The 21,776-nt window shown below is 54.7% G+C and carries 18 protein-coding genes; 17 read left to right on the top strand and 1 reads right to left on the bottom strand.

Annotated features, from left to right (window positions below; all coding sequences use genetic code 11):
• Positions 1 to 10: 10 nt before the first annotated feature.
• The 11 genes from trmJ (at position 11) to sseB (ending at position 8,818) form a co-directional block, all read left to right on the top strand.
• A complete protein-coding gene (gene trmJ, locus FDW96_RS23095; protein WP_042306733.1) occupies positions 11 to 742 on the top strand; it encodes a tRNA (cytosine(32)/uridine(32)-2'-O)-methyltransferase TrmJ in 732 nt (243 codons plus the stop codon).
• 173 nt (positions 743 to 915) lie between these two features.
• On the top strand, positions 916 to 1,407 hold the full coding sequence (iscR, locus tag FDW96_RS23100) for a Fe-S cluster assembly transcriptional regulator IscR (RefSeq protein WP_003037674.1): 492 nt from the start codon (positions 916 to 918) through the stop codon (positions 1,405 to 1,407).
• A 242-nt stretch (positions 1,408 to 1,649) separates the two neighbouring features.
• Positions 1,650 to 2,864 (top strand): cysteine desulfurase, encoded by a 1,215-nt coding sequence (gene iscS / locus FDW96_RS23105; protein WP_003835233.1) that lies wholly within the window; start codon positions 1,650 to 1,652, stop codon positions 2,862 to 2,864.
• Positions 2,865 to 2,890: 26 nt separating this feature from the next.
• On the top strand, positions 2,891 to 3,277 hold the full coding sequence (gene iscU / locus FDW96_RS23110) for a Fe-S cluster assembly scaffold IscU (RefSeq protein ID WP_002913991.1): 387 nt from the start codon (positions 2,891 to 2,893) through the stop codon (positions 3,275 to 3,277).
• Positions 3,278 to 3,297: 20 nt separating this feature from the next.
• Complete coding sequence (iscA, locus tag FDW96_RS23115; RefSeq protein ID WP_003037681.1) at positions 3,298 to 3,621, top strand: iron-sulfur cluster assembly protein IscA; 324 nt, start codon at positions 3,298 to 3,300, stop codon at positions 3,619 to 3,621.
• Positions 3,622 to 3,695: 74 nt separating this feature from the next.
• Complete coding sequence (gene hscB, locus FDW96_RS23120) at positions 3,696 to 4,211, top strand: co-chaperone HscB (protein WP_042306735.1); 516 nt, start codon at positions 3,696 to 3,698, stop codon at positions 4,209 to 4,211.
• 15 nt (positions 4,212 to 4,226) lie between these two features.
• Complete coding sequence (gene hscA, locus FDW96_RS23125) at positions 4,227 to 6,077, top strand: Fe-S protein assembly chaperone HscA (RefSeq protein WP_042306737.1); 1,851 nt, start codon at positions 4,227 to 4,229, stop codon at positions 6,075 to 6,077.
• A gap of 1 nt (position 6,078) precedes the next feature.
• The gene (gene fdx / locus FDW96_RS23130; RefSeq protein ID WP_003037690.1) at positions 6,079 to 6,414 is read left to right on the top strand and encodes an ISC system 2Fe-2S type ferredoxin; all 336 of its coding nucleotides are present in this window, start codon (positions 6,079 to 6,081) and stop codon (positions 6,412 to 6,414) included.
• A gap of 11 nt (positions 6,415 to 6,425) precedes the next feature.
• Complete coding sequence (gene iscX, locus FDW96_RS23135) at positions 6,426 to 6,626, top strand: Fe-S cluster assembly protein IscX (protein WP_003037694.1); 201 nt, start codon at positions 6,426 to 6,428, stop codon at positions 6,624 to 6,626.
• A 61-nt stretch (positions 6,627 to 6,687) separates the two neighbouring features.
• Positions 6,688 to 7,971, top strand: coding sequence for an aminopeptidase PepB (gene pepB / locus FDW96_RS23140; RefSeq protein WP_137366375.1), 1,284 nt, complete (start codon positions 6,688 to 6,690; stop codon positions 7,969 to 7,971).
• Positions 7,972 to 8,041: 70 nt separating this feature from the next.
• Positions 8,042 to 8,818 carry an enhanced serine sensitivity protein SseB gene (sseB, locus tag FDW96_RS23145; protein ID WP_042307197.1) on the top strand — a complete coding sequence of 259 codons (777 nt, stop codon included), beginning with the start codon at positions 8,042 to 8,044 and terminating at the stop codon, positions 8,816 to 8,818.
• 233 nt (positions 8,819 to 9,051) lie between these two features.
• Here sseB and sseA read toward each other — a convergent pair whose 3' ends face one another.
• A complete protein-coding gene (gene sseA / locus FDW96_RS23150) occupies positions 9,052 to 9,903 on the bottom strand; it encodes a 3-mercaptopyruvate sulfurtransferase (protein ID WP_042306741.1) in 852 nt (283 codons plus the stop codon).
• 206 nt (positions 9,904 to 10,109) lie between these two features.
• Here sseA and FDW96_RS23155 point away from each other — a divergent pair, with 206 nt between their 5' ends.
• The 6 genes from FDW96_RS23155 (at position 10,110) to ispG (ending at position 21,728) form a co-directional block, all read left to right on the top strand.
• Entirely contained in the window at positions 10,110 to 15,044 is a 4,935-nt protein-coding gene (locus tag FDW96_RS23155; RefSeq protein ID WP_137366376.1) for an alpha-2-macroglobulin, read from the top strand.
• Positions 15,045 to 17,357 carry a peptidoglycan glycosyltransferase PbpC gene (gene pbpC / locus FDW96_RS23160; RefSeq protein WP_137366377.1) on the top strand — a complete coding sequence of 771 codons (2,313 nt, stop codon included), beginning with the start codon at positions 15,045 to 15,047 and terminating at the stop codon, positions 17,355 to 17,357.
• Positions 17,358 to 17,506: 149 nt separating this feature from the next.
• On the top strand, positions 17,507 to 17,938 hold the full coding sequence (gene ndk / locus FDW96_RS23165) for a nucleoside-diphosphate kinase (RefSeq protein ID WP_003037710.1): 432 nt from the start codon (positions 17,507 to 17,509) through the stop codon (positions 17,936 to 17,938).
• 194 nt (positions 17,939 to 18,132) lie between these two features.
• Complete coding sequence (locus FDW96_RS23170) at positions 18,133 to 19,299, top strand: bifunctional tRNA (adenosine(37)-C2)-methyltransferase TrmG/ribosomal RNA large subunit methyltransferase RlmN (RefSeq protein ID WP_003037713.1); 1,167 nt, start codon at positions 18,133 to 18,135, stop codon at positions 19,297 to 19,299.
• A gap of 285 nt (positions 19,300 to 19,584) precedes the next feature.
• Entirely contained in the window at positions 19,585 to 20,583 is a 999-nt protein-coding gene (gene rodZ / locus FDW96_RS23175) for a cytoskeleton protein RodZ (RefSeq protein ID WP_137366378.1), read from the top strand.
• A gap of 26 nt (positions 20,584 to 20,609) precedes the next feature.
• Entirely contained in the window at positions 20,610 to 21,728 is a 1,119-nt protein-coding gene (ispG, locus tag FDW96_RS23180) for a flavodoxin-dependent (E)-4-hydroxy-3-methylbut-2-enyl-diphosphate synthase (protein ID WP_016154000.1), read from the top strand.
• Positions 21,729 to 21,776 lie beyond the last annotated feature (48 nt).

Below are 21,776 nucleotides of genomic sequence, written 5' to 3' on the forward strand. Positions count from 1 at the left end.
AAGAAATACAATGCTGCAAAATATTCGAATTGTGCTGGTGGAAACCTCTCACACTGGCAACATGGGCTCTGTGGCCCGCGCAATGAAAACCATGGGTTTAACCAATCTGTGGCTGGTTAATCCACTGGTCAAACCGGACTCGCAGGCCATCGCCCTGGCGGCAGGCGCCAGCGATGTGATTGGCAGCGCGCAGATCGTCGATACCCTCGATGAAGCGCTGGCGGGTTGTAGTCTGGTAGTAGGCACCAGCGCGCGTTCCCGTACGTTGCCGTGGCCGATGCTGGACCCGCGCGAATGCGGCTTAAAAAGCGTCTCTGAAGCGGCGAATACGCCGGTGGCGCTGGTATTTGGCCGTGAACGCGTTGGCCTGACCAACGAAGAACTGCAAAAATGCCATTACCACGTCGCCATTGCCGCGAACCCGGAATACAGTTCGCTCAACCTGGCGATGGCGGTGCAGGTTATCTCTTATGAAGTCCGCATGGCCTGGCTGGCGACGCAGGAAGGTGATAAGACCGTCGAATACGAAGAAGCTGAGTATCCGCTGGTGGATGATTTAGAGCGTTTTTACGGTCATCTGGAACAAACGCTGCTGTCGACCGGATTTATTCGCGAAGGCCATCCGGGACAAGTGATGAACAAGCTGCGTCGTCTGTTTACGCGTGCGCGTCCTGAGAGTCAGGAGCTGAACATTTTGCGCGGAATTTTGGCGTCGATTGAACAGCAGAATAAAGGCAAGTAAGCGAAACGCCTCCTGCAAGTGAAAACGGCACTGAAGGTTAAATACCTGACTAAATTAGTCAAGTAAATAGTTGACTGATTTAGTCGGGAATGTCAGACTTGCCCCTGCTATGCAATACCCCCATTTTACAATAAAAAACCCCGGGCAGGGGCGAGTTTGAGGCTAAGTAAGACATGAGACTGACATCAAAAGGGCGTTACGCCGTGACCGCAATGTTGGACGTTGCGCTCAACTCCGAAACGGGCCCGGTACCGTTGGCTGATATTTCTGAACGTCAGGGAATTTCCCTGTCATATCTGGAGCAGCTGTTTTCCCGTTTGCGTAAAAACGGTCTGGTTTCAAGCGTACGTGGACCTGGCGGCGGGTATCTGCTGGGTAAAGATGCCGGGAGCATCGCAGTAGGTGAAGTCATTAGCGCTGTCGACGAGTCTGTAGATGCGACCCGTTGCCAGGGCAAAGGCGGTTGTCAGGGCGGCGATAAATGCCTGACCCACGCGCTGTGGCGCGATCTGAGCGATCGTCTGACCGGTTTCCTCAACAACATTACGTTGGGCGAACTGGTGAATAATCAGGAAGTCCTGGATGTGTCTGGTCGCCAGCACACGCATGACGCTCCACGCACTAATCGTGCTCAAGACGCGATCGACGTTAAGTTGCGCGCATAATTTGCCCGTTATATTTCGTGCCGCAACTGCGTTGGCCGCACTTGCTCGCCCCAGTCACTTACTTGATGTAAGCTCCTGGGCACTCTCAAGTTTGCCGCCTTGCTGCAACACGAACTATTTAGGGCAAAGATAATAAGATATTAGAATCAGGCCGGGGTGTTCGACGCCCCGTTAACTCGGTCGTACATCCAGCCGGTTGCCTGGTTCCTTGCATTGAAGCGATGTACGGAGTTTATAGAGCAATGAAATTACCGATCTATCTCGATTACTCCGCAACCACGCCGGTGGACCCGCGTGTTGCCGAGAAAATGATGCAGTGTCTGACCCTGGACGGAAACTTTGGTAACCCAGCTTCCCGTTCACACCGTTTTGGCTGGCAGGCTGAAGAGGCGGTAGATATCGCCCGTAACCAGATTGCCGACCTCGTGGGCGCTGACCCGCGTGAAATCGTATTTACTTCCGGTGCGACTGAATCCGATAACCTGGCGATTAAAGGTGCAGCCAACTTTTATCAGAAAAAAGGCAAGCACATCATCACCAGCAAAACCGAACACAAAGCCGTGCTGGATACCTGTCGTCAGCTGGAGCGCGAAGGGTTCGAAGTTACCTACCTCGCCCCGCAGCGTAACGGCATCATCGATCTTAAAGAACTTGAAGCGGCAATGCGTGACGACACCATCCTCGTGTCCATCATGCACGTGAACAACGAAATCGGCGTGGTGCAGGATATCGCGACTATCGGCGAAATGTGCCGTGCGCGCGGCATCATCTATCACGTTGACGCCACTCAGAGCGTGGGCAAACTGCCGATCGACCTGAGCCAGCTGAAAGTTGACCTGATGTCCTTCTCCGGCCACAAAATCTATGGCCCGAAAGGTATTGGCGCGCTGTACGTGCGTCGTAAACCGCGTATTCGTATTGAAGCGCAGATGCACGGCGGTGGTCACGAGCGCGGCATGCGTTCCGGTACTTTGCCTGTTCACCAGATCGTGGGCATGGGTGAAGCGTACCGTATCGCTAAAGAAGAGATGGAAACCGAGATGGCGCGTCTGCGCAGCCTGCGTAACCGTCTGTGGAACGGCGTGAAGGACATGGAAGAAGTGTATCTGAACGGCGATCTCGAACAGGGCGCGCCGAACATTCTCAACGTCAGCTTCAACTTTGTTGAAGGCGAGTCGCTGATTATGGCGCTGAAAGACCTGGCGGTATCCTCCGGTTCTGCATGTACTTCAGCAAGCCTGGAGCCATCCTACGTGCTGCGCGCGCTGGGTATGACCGACGAGCTGGCACACAGCTCAATTCGTTTCTCTTTAGGTCGTTTCACTACCGAAGAAGAGATTGACTATGCCATCAATCTGGTTCGCAACTCCATTGGCCGTCTGCGCGACCTTTCTCCACTGTGGGAAATGTTCAAACAGGGCGTGGATTTGAACAGTATTGAATGGTCACATCACTAATTCGGCACCGATAAGGAGAATTCAACATGGCTTACAGCGAAAAAGTTATCGATCATTACGAGAATCCACGTAACGTGGGCTCTTTTGACAACAGCGATGAGAACGTGGGTAGCGGCATGGTCGGTGCACCAGCCTGTGGCGACGTGATGAAGTTGCAGATCAAAGTCAACAATGAGGGTATCATTGAAGACGCGCGTTTCAAAACTTACGGCTGCGGTTCCGCTATTGCCTCCAGTTCTCTGGTTACCGAATGGGTAAAAGGGAAATCACTGGACGAAGCACAGGCGATTAAAAACACCGATATCGCCGACGAGCTTGAACTGCCACCGGTGAAAATTCACTGCTCTATCCTGGCTGAAGACGCGATTAAAGCCGCGATTGCGGATTACAAAAGCAAACGTGAAGCAAAATAATTAAGAGTTGAGGTTTTATTATGTCGATTACCTTAAGCGACAGTGCAGCAGCGCGTGTAAATACCTTCCTGGCAAACCGCGGTAAAGGGTTTGGTCTGCGTCTGGGCGTGAGAACCTCCGGCTGCTCAGGTATGGCCTATGTACTGGAATTTGTTGACGAGCCGGCGGCTGAAGATACCGTGTTTGAAGACAAAGGCGTTAAAGTTGTGGTCGACGGGAAGAGCCTGCAATTTCTCGACGGTACGCAGTTAGACTTCGTCAAAGAAGGTCTGAACGAAGGGTTTAAGTTCACTAACCCGAACGTGAAAGACGAATGTGGATGCGGCGAAAGCTTCCACGTATAACGCGCTCACCGATAACCCCACACGCATGATTTTACGTGTGGGGTTTGTTCTAACAGGCTACCCCTGAGATAGTTATGGATTACTTCACTCTCTTCGGATTACCCGCTCAATATCCTATTGATCTCCAGGCTCTGACGATCCGTTTTCAGGATCTCCAACGTCAGTATCATCCTGATAAATTCGCCAGCGGTTCTCAGGCGGAGCAACTTGCTGCGGTTTCGCAGTCCGCCACCATTAACCAGGCCTGGCAAACGCTGCGTCATCCCTTGATGCGCGCCGAATACTTATTGTCTTTACACGGCTTTGATATTCGCAATGAGCAGCACACGGTGCGTGATACCGCGTTCCTGATGGAGCAACTGGAGCTGCGGGAAGAGCTTGACGAGATTGAGCAGGCGAAAGACGAATCGCGACTGGAAAGCTTTATCCAGCGCGTGAAAAAAATGTTTGAAAGTCGCCATCAACTGATGGTTGAACAGCTGGATAACGAGATGTGGGACGCGGCGGCGGATACCGTGCGTAAGCTGCGTTTTCTCGATAAACTGCGAAGCAGTGCAGAACAACTCGAAGAAAAACTGCTCGATTTTTAATTTCCGGAAGCGAAAATGGCCTTATTACAAATTAGTGAGCCTGGTCTGAGCGCCGCGCCGCATCAGCGTCGTCTGGCGGTAGGCATCGATTTAGGCACCACCAACTCCCTGGTTGCGACCGTACGCAGCGGCCAGGCCGAAACGCTGGCAGATCACGAAGGTCGCCACCTGTTGCCGTCAGTGGTTCACTATCAGCCGCAGGGATACTCTGTCGGTTACGATGCTCGCGCCAATGCCGCGCTTGACCCGGCCAATACCGTTAGTTCGGTAAAACGCATGATGGGCCGCTCTCTGGCGGATATCCAGGCGCGCTATCCGCATCAGCCTTATACATTTCAGGCCAGTGAAAACGGCCTGCCGATGATTGAAACCGCTGCCGGTTTACTTAATCCGGTGCGCGTATCCGCTGACATTCTGAAAGCGCTGGCCGCGCGGGCAACCGAATCGCTGTCCGGTGAACTGGACGGCGTCGTGATCACCGTTCCGGCATATTTTGACGATGCGCAGCGTCAGGGGACCAAAGACGCCGCGCGTCTGGCTGGCCTGCACGTATTACGTCTGCTGAATGAGCCGACCGCTGCGGCGATTGCTTATGGCCTGGACTCCGGTCAGGAAGGCGTGATCGCGGTCTATGACCTTGGCGGCGGTACCTTTGATATTTCTATTCTGCGCCTGAGCCGCGGCGTGTTCGAAGTGCTGGCGACCGGCGGTGATTCCGCACTCGGCGGTGATGATTTTGACCATCTGCTCGCCGATTACATTCGCGAGCAGGCGGGAGTTACCGATCGTAGCGACAACCGCGTACAGCGTGAACTGTTGGATGCCGCCATTGCGGCGAAAATTGCGCTCAGCGACGCCGATTCTGTGGCGGTTAACGTGGCGGGATGGCAGGGTGAAATCACCCGTGAAACCTTCAATGAACTTATTTCCGCACTGGTTAAGCGTACGTTGCTGGCCTGTCGTCGCGCGCTGAAAGATGCGGGTGTTGAGCCGCAGGATGTGTTGGAAGTGGTGATGGTCGGTGGTTCAACGCGCGTACCGCTGGTACGTGAACGCGTGGGTGAGTTTTTTGGCCGTACGCCGCTGACCTCTATTGACCCGGACAAAGTGGTCGCTATCGGTGCGGCAATCCAAGCGGATATTCTGGTCGGAAATAAACCGGACAGCGAAATGCTACTGCTGGACGTCATCCCGCTGTCCCTGGGACTGGAAACCATGGGCGGCCTGGTGGAGAAAGTGATCCCGCGTAATACCACTATCCCGGTGGCGCGTGCGCAGGACTTTACCACCTTTAAAGACGGCCAGACCGCAATGTCCATCCACGTGATGCAAGGCGAGCGTGAGCTGGTGCAGGACTGCCGTTCACTGGCGCGTTTTGCGCTGCGCGGTATTCCGGCGCTGCCAGCAGGCGGCGCGCATATCCGCGTGACCTTCCAGGTGGATGCCGATGGGCTGCTGAGCGTCACCGCCATGGAGAAATCCACAGGCGTTGAGTCCTCAATCCAGGTTAAACCGTCCTACGGTCTGACTGACGGCGAAATCGCCTCCATGATTCAGGATTCGATGAGTTTTGCCGAGCAGGACGTCAAAGCCCGTATGCTGGCAGAACAGAAAGTCGAAGCGGCACGTGTACTGGAAAGTTTATCCGGTGCGCTGAACGCTGATGCCGCGCTGTTAAGCGCCGCAGAACGTCAGGCTATCGACACCGCCGCCGCGCACTTGAGCGAGGTTGCGCAGGGTGACGATGTTGACGCGATAGAACAAGCCATTAAAAACGTAGACAAACAAACCCAGGAATTCGCCGCTCGCCGCATGGACAAATCCGTCCGTAGCGCGCTGAAAGGCCATTCCGTGGACGAGGTTTAATATGCCAAAGATTGTTATTTTGCCTCATCAGGATCTCTGTCCCGATGGCGCAGTTCTGGAAGCTGAGACCGGCGAAACCATTCTCGACGTTGCCCTGCGTAACGGTATCGAAATTGAACACGCCTGTGAAAAATCCTGTGCCTGTACGACCTGTCACTGCATCGTACGTGAAGGTTTTGATTCTTTGCCGGAAAGCACGGAAGAAGAAGACGACATGCTGGATAAAGCCTGGGGTCTGGAGCCGGAAAGCCGTTTAAGCTGCCAGGCGCGGGTAACCGAGGACGATTTAGTGGTCGAAATCCCACGTTACACAATCAATCATGCACGTGAGCATTAACAGAGGGTAGTATGGGACTGAAGTGGACCGATAGCCGTGAAATCGGTGAAGCGCTGTACGACGCCTTCCCCGATCTTGATCCCAAGACCGTTCGTTTCACCGATCTGCACCAATGGATCTGTGACCTGGAAGAGTTCGATGATGATCCACAGGCATCGAACGAAAAAATCCTTGAGGCCATTTTGCTGGTCTGGCTGGACGAAGCCGAATAAGTCAACGGGCTGCCCACGGGTGGCCCGTTTTCCTGTATGCGCGAAAATAAGGATAAATAAAATGACAGAAGCCATGAAAATTACGCTTTCCACGCAACCTGCCGATGCCCGCTGGGGTGAAAAGGCTACATACAGCATTAATAATGAAGGCATTACCCTGCACCTGAACGGAAAAGATGACCTTGGCCTTATCCAGCGCGCCGCGCGTAAAATCGACGGCCTGGGTATTAAACACGTTCAACTGGACGGTGAAGGCTGGGATACCGAACGCAGCTGGGCTTTCTGGCAGGGCTATAAAGGACCAAAAGGCACCCGCAAAGTTGAGTGGGCTACCCTGGACGAAGCACAGCGCAAAGAGCTGGATAACCGTCTGAAGATTATTGACTGGGTGCGCGATACCATTAACGCCCCGGCGGAAGAACTGGGTCCGGAACAACTGGCGCAGCGCGCGGTCGACCTGCTGTGCGGGGTGGCCTGCGATAACGTCTCTTACCGCATCACCAAAGGTGAAGATCTGCGCGAGCAGAACTACATGGGACTGCATACCGTGGGGCGCGGTTCTGAGCGTCCTCCGGTGCTGCTGGCGCTGGACTACAATCCTACCGGTGATAAAGAAGCCCCGGTTTATGCTTGCCTGGTTGGTAAGGGAATTACCTTTGACTCCGGCGGTTACAGCATCAAGCAAAGCGCATTTATGGACTCAATGAAGTCCGATATGGGCGGTGCGGCAACGGTCACTGGCGCGCTGGCGTTTGCCATTACCCGTGGTCTGAACAAGCGTGTGAAACTGTACCTGTGCTGCGCGGATAACCTGATCAGCGGCAACGCCTTTAAACTGGGCGATATTATTCACTATCGCAACGGCAAAAAAGTTGAAGTGATGAATACCGATGCGGAAGGACGCCTGGTGCTGGCGGATGGTCTGATCGACGCCAGCGCGCAGAAACCGGAGCTGATTATTGATGCAGCTACGCTGACCGGTGCCGCGAAAACCGCCCTGGGTAACGATTATCACGCGTTGTTCAGCTTTGACAACAAGCTGGCTGCCCGTCTGCTGGCAAGCGCGGCACAAGAAAACGAGCCGTTCTGGCGTCTACCGTTGGCTGAGTTCCACCGTAGTCAACTGCCATCTAACTTTGCTGAACTAAACAACACCGGTAGCGCGGCCTACCCGGCGGGTGCGAGCACGGCGGCGGGCTTCCTGTCCCATTTTGTGGAAAACTACCAGCAAGGCTGGCTGCACATCGACTGCTCTGCAACATATCGCAAAGCGCCGGTTGAGCAGTGGTCTGCGGGCGCAACCGGTCTGGGTGTGCGCACCATCGCGAATCTGCTGACCGCATAATTCATGACTGTATTGCCGGATGGCGCGACGCTTATCCGGCCTACATGTATTCATCCAATTTGTGATCCTTATGACCGAAACAAAAAATGAATTAGAAACGTTGCTGGAACAAGCGGCGACAGAGCCTGCGCATCGACCGGCATTTTTCCGTACTTTACTTGAATCCACCGTTTGGGTGCCGGGTACTGCTGCAGAAGGCGAGGCGGTGGTTGAAGACAGCGCTCTCGATCTGCAGCACTGGGAAAAAGAAGACGGCACAACCGTGATCCCGTTCTTTACTTCCCTTGAGGCTTTGCAGCAGGCGGTTGAAGATGAGCAAGCATTTGTCGTTATGCCGGTGCGTACGTTGTTTGAAATGACGCTTGGCGAAACGCTGTTTCTCAACGCGAAACTGCCGACCGGCAAAGAGTTTATGCCGCGTGAAATCAGTCTGCTGATCGGTGAAGAGGGGAGTCCGCTAAGCACCCAGGAGGTTCTGGAAGGGGGGGAATCGCTGATCCTCTCTGAAGTCGCTGAACCGCCAGCGCAGATGATTGACTCGCTGACCACGCTGTTTAAAACCATCAAGCCGGTAAAACGTGCGTTTCTTTGCTCAATCAAAGAAAGTGCGGAAGCTCAGCCAAACCTGTTGATCGGGATTGAAGCTGACGGTGATATTGAAGAGATCATCCATGCTGCGGGCAGCGTCGCGACCGACACATTACCGGGCGATGAACCGATTGATATTTGCCAGGTGAAGAAAGGCGAGAAGGGTGTCAGCCACTTTATCACCGAGCATATCGCACCGTTCTACGAACGCCGCTGGGGCGGCTTCCTGCGCGATTTTAAACAGAACCGGATTATCTGAGTAAAGGAAAGCCGTCCCGAAGGGCCACGGAGAATAATATCTCACGTTGTGAATAATTTCTCGGCTAACTAACTTGACTTTTACTCCCTTAAAAGGGAGTATTAAATCACTACGATGTGCCTGCGTTGCTATGGCAACACAGCCTGCCAGAAAGGCCGCGAACCGGACTGGCACAAAAAAACCGCTCAACTGAGCGGTTTTTTTGTCGGCGAAAAAGAAGGGTAAATCAGATTTTATTTAGCCTCAGTCGGTTCTACTGGTAAATCGTTGCGCGCTCCCCATTCGCTCCACGCCCCGTCATACAATGCGACGTTCGAAACATCCAGAGTGGCAAGCGCCAGTACCACCACGGCAGCCGTTACGCCGGAGCCGCAGCTGGCGATAATGGGGCGGTCAAAGCTCACGCCGTGGCTGAAGAAAATAGCATCCAGTTCGTCGGTAGTTTTCAGTTCGCCGTCACGAACCAGCTCTGTCCACGGTACGTTAAGCGCACCAGGCACATGACCACGCTTCAGACCAGGACGCGGCTCGTCAACTTCGGCATTAAAACGTGCAGCCGGGCGGGCATCGACGATCTGCGCCGTTTTTTCATGACTGGCCAGCAGCACATCAGTGACGCGCACCACGGCTTCAGGCGTAAATGCGGCGTTAAATTCGCCTTCGGGTAACTCCTCGTTTCCTTCCTGCAGCATTAGCTCATCGCGCTGCCAGCCAGCAAGACCGCCCGCCAGAATGGAGACATTCTCAACGCCAAAAGTCCGCAGCATCCACCATGCGCGGGGGGCGGAAAAAAGGTTGCCGTCATCGTAGACAACCAGATGTTTATCCTGATGAACACCCAATTCGCGCATCGCGACAGCGAAGGCTTCCGGGCGCGGCATCATGTGCGGCAACGGCGAGGTATGGTCAGAAAGCGCTTCAATATCAAAAAAAACGGCGCCAGGAATATGACCCGCACGATACTCCTCGCCAACATCGCGATCTTCCTGACCTGGAGGTGCCATCCGGGCATCAAGGATTTGTATTTCCGGGTCGTCAATGTGTTCGGCAAGCCAGTCGGCAGCGACAAAGAAGGCGGTGGTCATAGGCATCTCCATTTTTACCAGGTTTTGGCAAATTGTCGGACGTTTAGTGCAAAGCGACAAGTAAAAGAGGCTGATTTGGCAGGCGAATCCACATTAATCACGAAAATTAGGACAACGTTGTTCATTTACTGGCTTCCACAGCCTGAAAACTAACGCATAATAGTTGTTCTACGTAGCTAACGGGCCACTACGGCCAGGGATGAACAATGAAACATTTACGCGTAGCGGCCTGCATGCTGATGCTGGCACTTGTCGGGTGCGATAATAATAACGAAAAATCGACGACGGCTGCGAAGCCGGATGCACCTGCGCCGCAGACCGCGCCCGCAAAAGACAAGGCTCAGTTAGAAAAGCTGATGCAACAAAGTCAGGGCAAGTCGCTGACGCTGTTGGATGCCTCAGAGGTCCAACTCGACGGCGCAGCAACGCTCGTATTGACCTTCTCCATTCCCCTCGATCCGGAACAAGATTTTTCCCGTGTAGTGCACGTTGTCGATAAAAAAAGCGGCAAAGTCGATGGGGCGTGGGAACTGGCGCCAAACCTGAAAGAGCTACGCTTACGCCACCTCGAACCTAACCGGGAACTGGTGGTTACCATTGAGCGTGATTTACTGGCGCTGAATAAAGCGACGTTTGGCATCGATTATGAAAAAAACATCACCACGCGTGACGTCCAGCCGAGCGTAGGCTTCGCCAGTCGCGGTTCGCTACTGCCGGGAAAAGTGATTGAAGGGCTGCCGGTGATGGCGCTCAACGTTAACAGTGTGGATGTGAATTTTTATCGCGTGAAGCCAGAGTCGCTTGGCGCGTTCGTCAGCCAGTGGGAATACCGCAATTCGTTGTCGAACTGGGAATCCGATAATCTGCTGAAAATGGCGGAACTGGTCTATACCGGACGCTTTGATCTCAACCCTGCGCGTAACACGCGCGAAAAGCTATTGCTCCCGCTGAGCGAAATCAAACCGTTGCAGCAGGCCGGCGTTTACATCGCGGTGATGAATCAGGCCGGAAAATACAACTACAGTAATGCCGCGACGCTGTTTACGCTCAGCGATATTGGTGTATCGGCGCATCGCTACCACAATCAACTGGATGTCTTTACGCAGAGTCTGGAAAACGGCGCAGCGCAGCAGGGCATTGAAGTTACATTACTCAACGAAAAAGGGCAGACGCTGGCGCAGGCCACCAGCGACGCACAGGGTCATGTACAGCTTAAGACGGATAAAGAAGCTGCCTTATTGCTGGCCCGCAAAGACGGGCAGACCACGCTGCTTGACCTGAAACTTCCGGCGTTGGATCTGGCTGAGTTTGATATTGCCGGCGCGCCGGGATACAGCAAACAGTTCTTTATGTTTGGTCCGCGCGATCTCTATCGCCCCGGTGAAACGGTGATCCTCAATGGATTACTACGTGACAGCGACGGTAAAACGTTGCCCGACCAGCCGGTGAAGCTGGAAGTCGTTAAGCCCGACGGACAGGTTTTACGCTCGGTTGTCAGCCAGCCGGAGAACGGTCTGTACCGCTTTAGCTGGCCGCTGGACAGCAGCGCGCCGACCGGGATGTGGCATATTCGCGCCAATACTGGCGACAACCAGACGCGGATGTGGGATTTCCACGTCGAAGATTTTATGCCAGAGCGGATGGCGCTCAATCTCACCGCCAGCAAAATGCCGGTAGCGCCAACTGATGAAGTGAAATTCTCGGTGGTGGGTTACTACCTGTACGGCGCGCCCGCCAACGGCAACGCGCTGCAAGGGCAGCTTTTCTTGCGGCCATTGCGCGAGGCGGTGCAGGCGTTGCCAGGGTTCCAGTTTGGTAATATTGCCGAAGAAAACCTTTCCCGCAGCCTTGATGAAGTTCAGCTCACGCTGGACGATCACGGTCGTGGCGAAGTGACCACCGCCAGCCAGTGGCAGGAGACGCACTCCCCGTTACAGGTGGTGTTGCAAGCCAGCCTGCTGGAGTCGGGTGGCCGCCCGGTGACGCGTCGGGTTGAACAAGCCATCTGGCCTGCGGATACGCTGCCGGGGATTCGACCACAGTTTGCGGCGAAAGCCGTTTATGATTATCGCACTGACACCACGGTGAACCAGCCTATCGTCGATGAAGACAGCAATGCCGCTTTCGATATCGTTTATGCCGATGCAAAAGGCGATAAAAAAGCGGTGTCCGGCTTGCAGGTGCGTTTGATCCGGGAACGTCGTGATTATTACTGGAACTGGACTGAAGGCGAGGGCTGGCAATCACAGTTTGATCAAAAAGATCTGATCGAAGGTGAGCAGACGCTGGATCTTAAGGCCGATGAAACCGGTAAAGTGAGCTTCCCGGTTGAGTGGGGCGCCTATCGTCTGGAAGTAAAAGCGCCGAATGATGCGGTGAGCAGCGTGCGCTTCTGGGCCGGTTATAGCTGGCAGGATAATAGCGACGGCAGTGGCTCTGTTCGTCCCGATCGTGTAACCCTGAAACTGGATAAACCCGGCTATCGTCTTGGCGATACCATGAAGCTGCATATTGCCGCCCCCGCGGCTGGCAAAGGTTATGCGATGGTGGAGTCCAGCGAAGGACCGCTGTGGTGGCAAGAAATAGACGTGCCTGCGAATGGCCTGGATCTCACTATTCCGGTCGATAAAACCTGGAATCGCCACGATTTGTATCTCAGTGCGCTGGTGGTTCGTCCTGGCGACAAATCCCGTTCGGCGACGCCAAAACGGGCGGTTGGGTTGCTGCATTTACCGTTGGGCGATGAAAATCGTCGTCTGGGACTGGCGCTGGAAAGTCCGGCGAAAATACGTCCAAATCAGCCGTTAACCGTCAAGATTAAAGCCAGCGTTAAAAATGGCGACGTGCCAAAGCAGGTTAACGTACTGGTCTCTGCCGTTGATAGCGGGGTGTTGAACATCACTGATTACGTCACGCCCGACCCATGGCAGGCGTTTTTCGGGCAAAAACGCTATGGCGCGGATATTTATGATATTTACGGTCAGGTTATCGAAGGGCAAGGTCGTCTGGCGGCGCTGCGCTTTGGTGGCGATGGCGATGAGTTAAAGCGTGGCGGTAAGCCTCCGGTCAATCACGTCAATATCGTGGCGCAACAGGCGTTGCCGGTCACGCTTAACGAGCAGGGCGAAGGTACGGTGACGTTACCGATTGGTGATTTCAACGGCGAGCTGCGGGTCATGGCGCAGGCCTGGACGGCGGATGACTTTGGCAGCAGCGAAAGCAAAGTGATTGTCGCCGCGCCGGTGATTGCTGAACTGAACATGCCGCGCTTTTTGGCCGGGGGAGATACTTCGCGCCTGACGCTGGACGTGACCAACCTGACCGATAAACCGCAGACGCTGAATATTAAGCTCGCGGCCAGTGGTTTACTGGAACTGATAGGGCAAGATCCTACGCCTGTGAATCTGGCGCCAGGCGTACGGACTACGCTGTTTATTCCGGTGCGCGCGCGGGAAGGCTTTGGCGAGGGCGACATTCAGGCGCAGATTAGCGGTCTGTCCCTGCCAGGGGAAACGCTGCCTGTGCAGCAAAAACAGTGGAAGATTGGCGTGCGCCCGGCGTTCCCTGCGCAAACCGTCAATAATGGCGTTGCGCTCCAGCCGGGGGCAACCTGGCAGCTGCCAGGCGAAGAGTTGGCTAATTTCTCTCCTGTGACGATGCAGGGGCAACTGCTTTTCAGCGGTAAGCCGCCGCTGAATCTGGCGCGCTACATCCGTGAACTGAAAGCTTACCCTTACGGTTGCCTTGAGCAAACGGCGAGCGGGTTGTTCCCCTCCTTATACACCAATGCCGCGCAACTGAAGGCGTTAGGTATCGCGGGCGACAGTGATGAAAAACGCCGTGCGGCAGTAGAGATTGGCATCTCCCGTTTACTGCAAATGCAGCGCGATAACGGCGGTTTTGCGCTGTGGGATAAGAACGGATCAGAAGAGTACTGGCTGACCGCGTATGTAATGGATTTCCTCGTCCGTGCGAACGAACAAGGCTACAGCGTCCCAGTTGAGGTGATTAACCGGGGTAATGAGCGGCTGCTGCGTTATTTGCAGGATCCGGGGATGATGTCGATTCGTTATACTGATGACTCGTCTGCAAGCCGGTTTGCTGTACAGGCCTACGCCGCGCTGGTGCTGGCTCGTCAGCAAAAAGCCCCGCTTGGCGCACTGCGTGAAATCTGGGAGCGCCGCGCTCAGGCGGCTTCTGGTTTACCGCTGTTGCAACTGGGGATCGCGCTGAAAAACATGGGCGATGCTAATCGTAGTGAACAGGCGCTTACGTTGGCGCTGAATACTCCGCGTCGCGATGCACAGCAGTGGATGGCGGATTACGGCAGTCAGCTACGCGACAACGCGCTGATGCTGGCCTTGCTGGAAGAGAACAAGCTCAAACCTGAAGAGCAGAACACGTTACTGAATACCTTGTCAGAACAGGCCTTTGGTCAGCGCTGGCTTTCTACTCAGGAAAATAATGCGTTGTTCCTTGCCGCACGTACGCTACAGGATTTACCAGGCACGTGGCAGGCGCAAACATCACTCTCTGAACAGCCGTTAGCAGGTGAGAAATCGCAAACCAGGAATCTGGATGCCGACGAGCTGTCCACGTTGAGCGTCACGAATACCGGTAATCTGCCGCTGTGGCTGCGTCTGGATGTCAACGGGTATCCGCAAACATCACCTACGCCTGCCAGCAACGTCCTGCATATTGAACGTCAGATCCTGGGACTCGACGGGAGCAGCAAATCACTGGATTCTCTGCGCAGCGGCGAGCTGGTGCTGGTCTGGTTGGAAGTGAAAGCCAGCCAGAACGTGCCGGATGCGTTGGTCGTCGACTTACTGCCTGCCGGACTGGAGCTGGAAAACCAAAATCTGGCCAACGGCAGCGCCAGCCTGCAGGATAGCGGTAGCGAAGTGGCGAATCTGCTCAATCAGATGCAGCAGGCGGATATCCAGCATATTGAGTTCCGAGACGATCGCTTTGTTGCTGCGGTGGCGGTCAATGAAGGACAGCCGGTTACGCTGATGTACCTGGCGCGGGCAGTAACGCCGGGGACGTATCAGGTTCCCGTCCCACAGGTGGAATCAATGTATGTTCCACAGTGGCGGGCAACCGGTGCGGCAGAGGGGCTTTTGATTGTCAGACCGTAAATGATGCGCAGGTTGGGTAAACGCGGCTGCTGGCTCTGGCTGGCAGTCGTTGCGCTAGTGTTGGTGACGGCAATTTGGGCGGCAGATAAAATCTGGCCACTGCCGCTTCACGAGGTGGATCCCGCACGTGTCGTGGTGGCGTACGATGGTACGCCTCTCTGGCGCTTCGCCGACGCGGACGGTATCTGGCGTTATCCGGTGACGATTGATGAGGTATCACCCCGCTACCTTGAGGCCTTAATCAACTACGAAGACCGCTGGTTCTGGAAACATCCTGGCGTCAATCCATTTTCAGTGCTGCGCGCCGCATGGCAGGACCTCTCCTCAGGGCGTGTTGTTTCGGGCGGCAGTACGCTCACCATGCAGGTGGCACGTTTACTCGACCCCCACCCACGCACCTTTGGCGGCAAGTTTCGCCAGCTCTGGCGCGCTTTGCAGCTGGAATGGCATCTGTCCAAGCGCGACATTCTGACGCTGTATCTTAACCGTGCGCCGTTTGGCGGCACGTTGCAAGGTGTGGGCGCAGCAAGCTGGGCCTATCTTGGCAAATCGCCTGCACAACTGAGCTACTCCGACGCCGCACTGCTGGCTGTGCTGCCACAGGCGCCGAGTCGTCTGCGTCCGGACCGTTGGCCGGACCGCGCTGAAGCGGCGCGTAATAAAGTGCTCGAACGTATGGCAATTCAGGGCATTTGGCCCGCAAAACAGGTGCAGGAGTCACGCGAAGAGCCGGTCTGGCTGGCTCCCAGGCAGATGCCGCAGTTAGCGCCGTTATTTTCGCGCATGATGCTGGGAAAAAGCCGCAGCGACAAAATCGTGACAACCCTTGACGCCGGGTTGCAGCGGCAACTTGAAGAACTGGCGCAAAACTGGAAAGGGCGGTTACCGGCGCGTAGTTCGCTGGCGATGATTGTGGTCGATCATACCGATATGAGCGTGCGTGGCTGGGTGGGGTCAGTTGATATGAATGATGACTCCCGCTTTGGTCATGTGGATATGGTGAATGCGATCCGCTCACCGGGATCGGTGCTGAAGCCGTTTATCTATGGTCTGGCGCTGGATGACGGATTAATTCATCCCGCTTCGTTGTTGCAGGATGTACCACGGCGAACCGGTGATTATCGACCGGGGAATTTTGACAGTGGTTTTCACGGACCGGTAAGCATGAGTGAGGCGCTGGTACGTTCACTGAATTTACCCGCGGTCCAGGTACTGGAAGCCTATGGTCCGAAGCGTTTTGCCGCATCGTTACGTAACGTCGGTTTACCGTTATATCTGCCTGCAGGGGCTGCGCCGAATCTGTCGCTGATTTTGGGCGGTGCGGGGGCAAGGCTTGATGATATGGCGGCGGCTTATAGCGCCTTTGCCCGCCACGGGAAGGCGGGTAAACTGCGCCTGCAGCCGTCAGACCCGCTACTGGAGCGCCCGCTGATGTCGGCTGGTGCGGCGTGGATTATTCGCCGGATTATGGCTGACGAAGCACAACCGCTACCGGATAACGCACTGAGCAGAGTGGTTCCGCTGGCGTGGAAAACGGGCACCAGCTATGGCTATCGCGATGCGTGGGCGATTGGGATTAACGCCCGTTATGTGATTGGCATCTGGACCGGCAGGCCCGACGGTACGCCGGTGGTGGGGCAGTTTGGCTTTGCCAGCGCCGTACCGCTGCTCAATCAGGTCAACAATCTTCTGCTCTCTCGCGGGACGAATCAGCCGGAAGATCCTCGTCCTGAATCCGTTAGCCGCGGCGTGGTATGTTGGCCGGGCGGGCAATCTCTTGCGGCTGGAGACAGCAACTGTCGCCGCCGTCTGGCAACCTGGTTATTGGAAGGCAGTCAGCCGCCAACGCTGTTATTACCCGAGCAGGAAGGCGTTAACGGCATTCGTTTCCCTGTCTGGCTGGACGGCGAGGGCAAACGCGTGGCGGCGGATTGCCCACAGGCGCGCGAACAGACGCTTATCGTATGGCCGTTGCCGCTGGAGCCATGGCTGCCGGAATCAGAGCGCCGTGGGGCAAGATTACCGCCTGTTTCTGCCACATGTCCGCCGTTGGGGCAGGATCCCGCGTTACCGTTGCAGTTGACAGGTCTGCGCGATGGCGCGATTGTGAAGCGTTTACCTGGTTCTCCAGAGGCTTCATTGCCGGTGCAAACCAGCGGTGGAACAGGCGATCGCTGGTGGTTTCTTAACGGACAACGTCTGGACGAGCGCGGGCGTCACCTGACGCTACGTCTGACGGTCAAAGGGGATTACCAACTGCTAGTGATGGATGACGCCGGACAGGTGGCGACGGTGAGATTTTCGTTGCAGTAGACCAGTTGCTGACTATTTGTTGCTAAAACTCATCTTATTTTAAAGAAATGTTACCTTCATCAATAGTCAATTGCCGGGATGCTCTTTATAATCCGCGCCAGGTCGTACATCTATATAGACAACAACAGAACATATTACAGAGGTTATCAATGGCTATTGAACGTACTTTTTCCATCATTAAACCAAACGCGGTGGCAAAAAACGTTATTGGGAGCATCTTTGCGCGCTTTGAAGCTGCAGGGTTCAAGATTGTCGGGACTAAAATGCTGCACCTGACCGTTGAGCAGGCGCGTGGCTTCTATGCTGAGCACGACGGCAAGCCGTTCTTTGACGGTTTGGTTGAATTCATGACCTCCGGTCCGATCGTTGTTTCAGTTCTGGAAAGCGAAAATGCCGTACAGCGTCATCGCGATCTGCTGGGCGCTACCAACCCGGCGAACGCGCTGGCCGGTACCCTGCGTGCCGACTACGCTGACAGCTTCACCGAGAACGGGACTCACGGTTCTGATTCCGTTGAATCTGCCGCTCGCGAAATCGCCTATTTCTTTGGTGAGGGCGAGGTTTGCCCGCGTACGCGCTAATCTCCTGCGTCTATAACGCCGTTGAGATGAATTAGCGATTTACATATTATTTTCGCTAATGCTTCGTGCAAACGTGGCATCCCTGCGCCAGACTTTGTACAATGCAACGCCCCGGAAGAGCAGACCGCTTGCCGGGGCGTTTCTTTTTAACCCTCCACGGGCCACAACGTGTAACAACGAGGCCGGAAAAAATTATGTCTGAATTAGTTAACACCTCTGAAGTCGTCATTCCTGCGGTTCCAAATAAAAATGGAAAAATTAACCTGCTGGATCTGAACCGTCAGCAAATGCGCGAATTCTTCAAAGAGATGGGCGAAAAGCCGTTTCGTGCCGATCAGGTCATGAAGTGGATGTACCACTATTGCAGCGACAACTTTGATGACATGACTGACATCAATAAGGTGCTGCGCAACAAGCTGAAAGAAGTCGCTGAAATTCGCGCCCCGGAAGTGGTGGAAGAGCAGCGTTCCTCTGACGGCACGATCAAATGGGCTATCGCGGTTGGCGATCAGCGCGTTGAAACTGTTTATATTCCTGAAGACGATCGCGCGACCCTGTGTGTTTCTTCACAGGTTGGTTGTGCATTAGAGTGTAAATTCTGCTCTACGGCGCAACAGGGATTTAACCGTAACCTGCGAGTGTCGGAAATCATTGGCCAGGTTTGGCGTGCGGCGAAAATCGTTGGCGCGGTCAAAGCAACGGGCGTACGTCCTATCACCAACGTGGTGATGATGGGGATGGGCGAGCCGCTGCTCAACCTGACTAACGTGGTGCCGGCGATGGAAATCATGCTGGATGACTTCGGTTTCGGGCTGTCCAAGCGTCGCGTTACGCTTTCCACCTCAGGGGTTGTACCTGCGTTGGATAAGCTGGGCGATATGATTGACGTCGCGCTGGCGATCTCTCTGCATGCGCCAAACGATGAAATTCGTGACGAAATTGTGCCTATCAACAAAAAGTACAATATCGAAACGTTCCTCGGGGCAGTACGTCGTTACCTGGAGAAATCCAACGCCAACCAGGGTCGTGTGACCATTGAGTATGTCATGTTGGATCACATCAATGACGGTACCGAACACGCGCATCAACTGGCTGAACTGCTGAAAGATACACCGTGTAAGATCAACCTGATCCCATGGAACCCGTTCCCTGGCGCACCGTATGGTCGTAGCTCTAACAGCCGTATCGATCGTTTCTCCAAAGTGTTGATGAGCTATGGTTTCACCACCATCGTGCGTAAAACACGTGGCGATGACATCGATGCAGCCTGCGGTCAATTGGCCGGCGATGTTATCGACCGTACCAAGCGTACTCTGCGCAAGCGTATGCAGGGTGATGCTATCGACATCAAAACCGTTTGATGTCGAGTGCACTACGGTATAATTCATGTACCGTGGTGCAATGTAAGCCAGATGAGGTTCTTTGGTTGTTGTCGTCAGGTCAATAATAACGGTGCGTTTTTGTCGACTTTAAGGCAGTATGTAACGGCGCAACAAGAGTTTAGCCCTCAGGTTTACGCTTTTTTGTCATTGGTAGTCTGACCGTTTTATACTGTCTGACGAAGGTTAACTGACCAGATGTTTCGCGGTGTGGGTGAGCATTGTGACTCGCCGGCGCCAGAACCCAAATTTACGCAGCTGTAGCGAATGAATACTGAAGCCACGCACGACAAAAATGAAGCACTCTCCACCGGCGTTCGTCTGCGCAATGCCCGTGAACAACTCGGATTCAGCCAGCAGGCAGTCGCGGAGCGACTGTGCCTGAAGGTCTCCACGGTACGTGATATTGAAGAAGATAAGGCACCAGCCGATCTCGCTTCAACATTCCTGCGTGGATACATCCGTTCTTATGCGCGTCTGGTGCATATTCCTGAAGAAGAACTGTTGCCAGGGCTGGAAAAACAGGCTCCAATTCGTCCTGCTAAAGTCGCGCCGATGCAGAGCTTCTCGCTCGGTAAGCGTCGTAAAAAGCGCGATGGCTGGTTAATGACCTTCACCTGGCTGGTGCTGTTTGTCGTTGTCGGACTGACAGGGGCCTGGTGGTGGCAGAACCATAAAGCGCAGCAGGAAGAGATCAGCACCATGGCCGATCAATCTTCCGCTGAACTGAATGCCGGTAAAGACACTGCGCAGAATGTACCGTTAGATACCAGCGCCGCAGCAGGTCAGGAGACAACTCCGGCTGCGGGCGATGGCGCGGTGGCGGACGCAGCGCCAGCGACTGATGCCCCGACAGCCCCGGCACCAGCCGCGGATGCGCAACAGAACGCCGTAGTGGCGCCTTCTCAGGCCAACGTCGATACCGCAACCGCCGCGCCAACAGCGCCAGCGAATGCGGCACCGCTGCCGACTGACCAGGCGGGTGTCACTACCCCGGCAACCGATCCTAACGCGCTGGTAATGAATTTTACCGCTGATTGCTGGCTGGAAGTGACCGATGCGACCGGTAAAAAACTGTTCAGCGGTATGCAGCGTAAAGACGGCAATCTCAATCTGACCGGTCAGGCGCCGTACAAACTGAAAATTGGCGCTCCGGCGGCAGTGCAGATTCAGTTCCAGGGGAAACCTGTCGATCTGAGTCGTTTTATCAGAACTAACCAGGTTGCACGTCTGACCGTTAATGCCGAACAATCACCGGCTCAGTAACAGACGGCAATGCGGGAGATTTTTTAATGCATAACCAGGCTCCAATTCAACGTAGAAAATCGACACGCATTTACGTTGGGAACGTGCCGATCGGCGATGGCGCGCCCATCGCCGTACAGTCTATGACCAATACGCGTACCACTGACGTGGAAGCGACGGTTAATCAGATTAAAGCGCTGGAACGCGTAGGCGCAGACATTGTTCGCGTCTCTGTACCGACAATGGATGCCGCAGAAGCGTTCAAGCTGATCAAACAGCAGGTTAATGTGCCGCTGGTTGCCGATATTCACTTCGATTACCGCATTGCGCTGAAAGTCGCGGAATACGGTGTCGATTGCCTGCGTATTAACCCAGGCAATATCGGTAATGAAGAGCGTATCCGCATGGTGGTTGACTGCGCGCGCGATAAAAATATCCCTATCCGCATCGGCGTAAACGCCGGCTCGCTGGAAAAAGATCTGCAAGAAAAATACGGTGAACCGACGCCGCAGGCGCTGCTGGAATCCGCTATGCGTCATGTGGATCATCTGGATCGTCTGAACTTCGATCAATTCAAAGTCAGCGTTAAAGCCTCTGACGTTTTCCTCGCCGTAGAATCCTATCGCCTGCTGGCGAAACAGATCGATCAACCGCTGCACCTGGGGATCACCGAAGCCGGTGGCGCACGTAGCGGGGCGGTGAAATCCGCGATCGGTTTAGGATTGCTGCTATCCGAAGGGATCGGCGATACGCTGCGTGTTTCTCTGGCCGCCGATCCGGTGGAAGAGATCAAAGTGGGCTTCGATATTCTGAAATCGCTGCGCATTCGCGCGCGCGGGATCAACTTTATCGCTTGTCCAACCTGCTCACGTCAGGAATTCGACGTTATCGGTACGGTTAACGCGCTGGAGCAACGTCTGGAAGATATCATTACTCCAATGGATGTTTCGATCATCGGCTGCGTGGTAAACGGTCCTGGCGAAGCGCTGGTTTCTACGCTGGGCGTGACGGGCGGTAACAAGAAAAGCGGCCTGTACGAAGACGGTGTGCGTAAGGACAGACTCGACAACGACGATATGATCACGCAGCTTGAAGCCCGTATTCGCGCCAAAGCGAGTATCCTGGACGAAGCGCGTCGTATCGACGTGCAGCAGCTTGAAAAATAACAACGTGATGGGAAGCGGCGTGCTTCCCGTGTATGATTGAACCCGCAT

The organism is Citrobacter sp. TBCS-15 (assembly GCF_005280815.1).
In the GTDB taxonomy this organism is placed as follows: Bacteria; Pseudomonadota; Gammaproteobacteria; order Enterobacterales; family Enterobacteriaceae; genus Citrobacter; species Citrobacter werkmanii.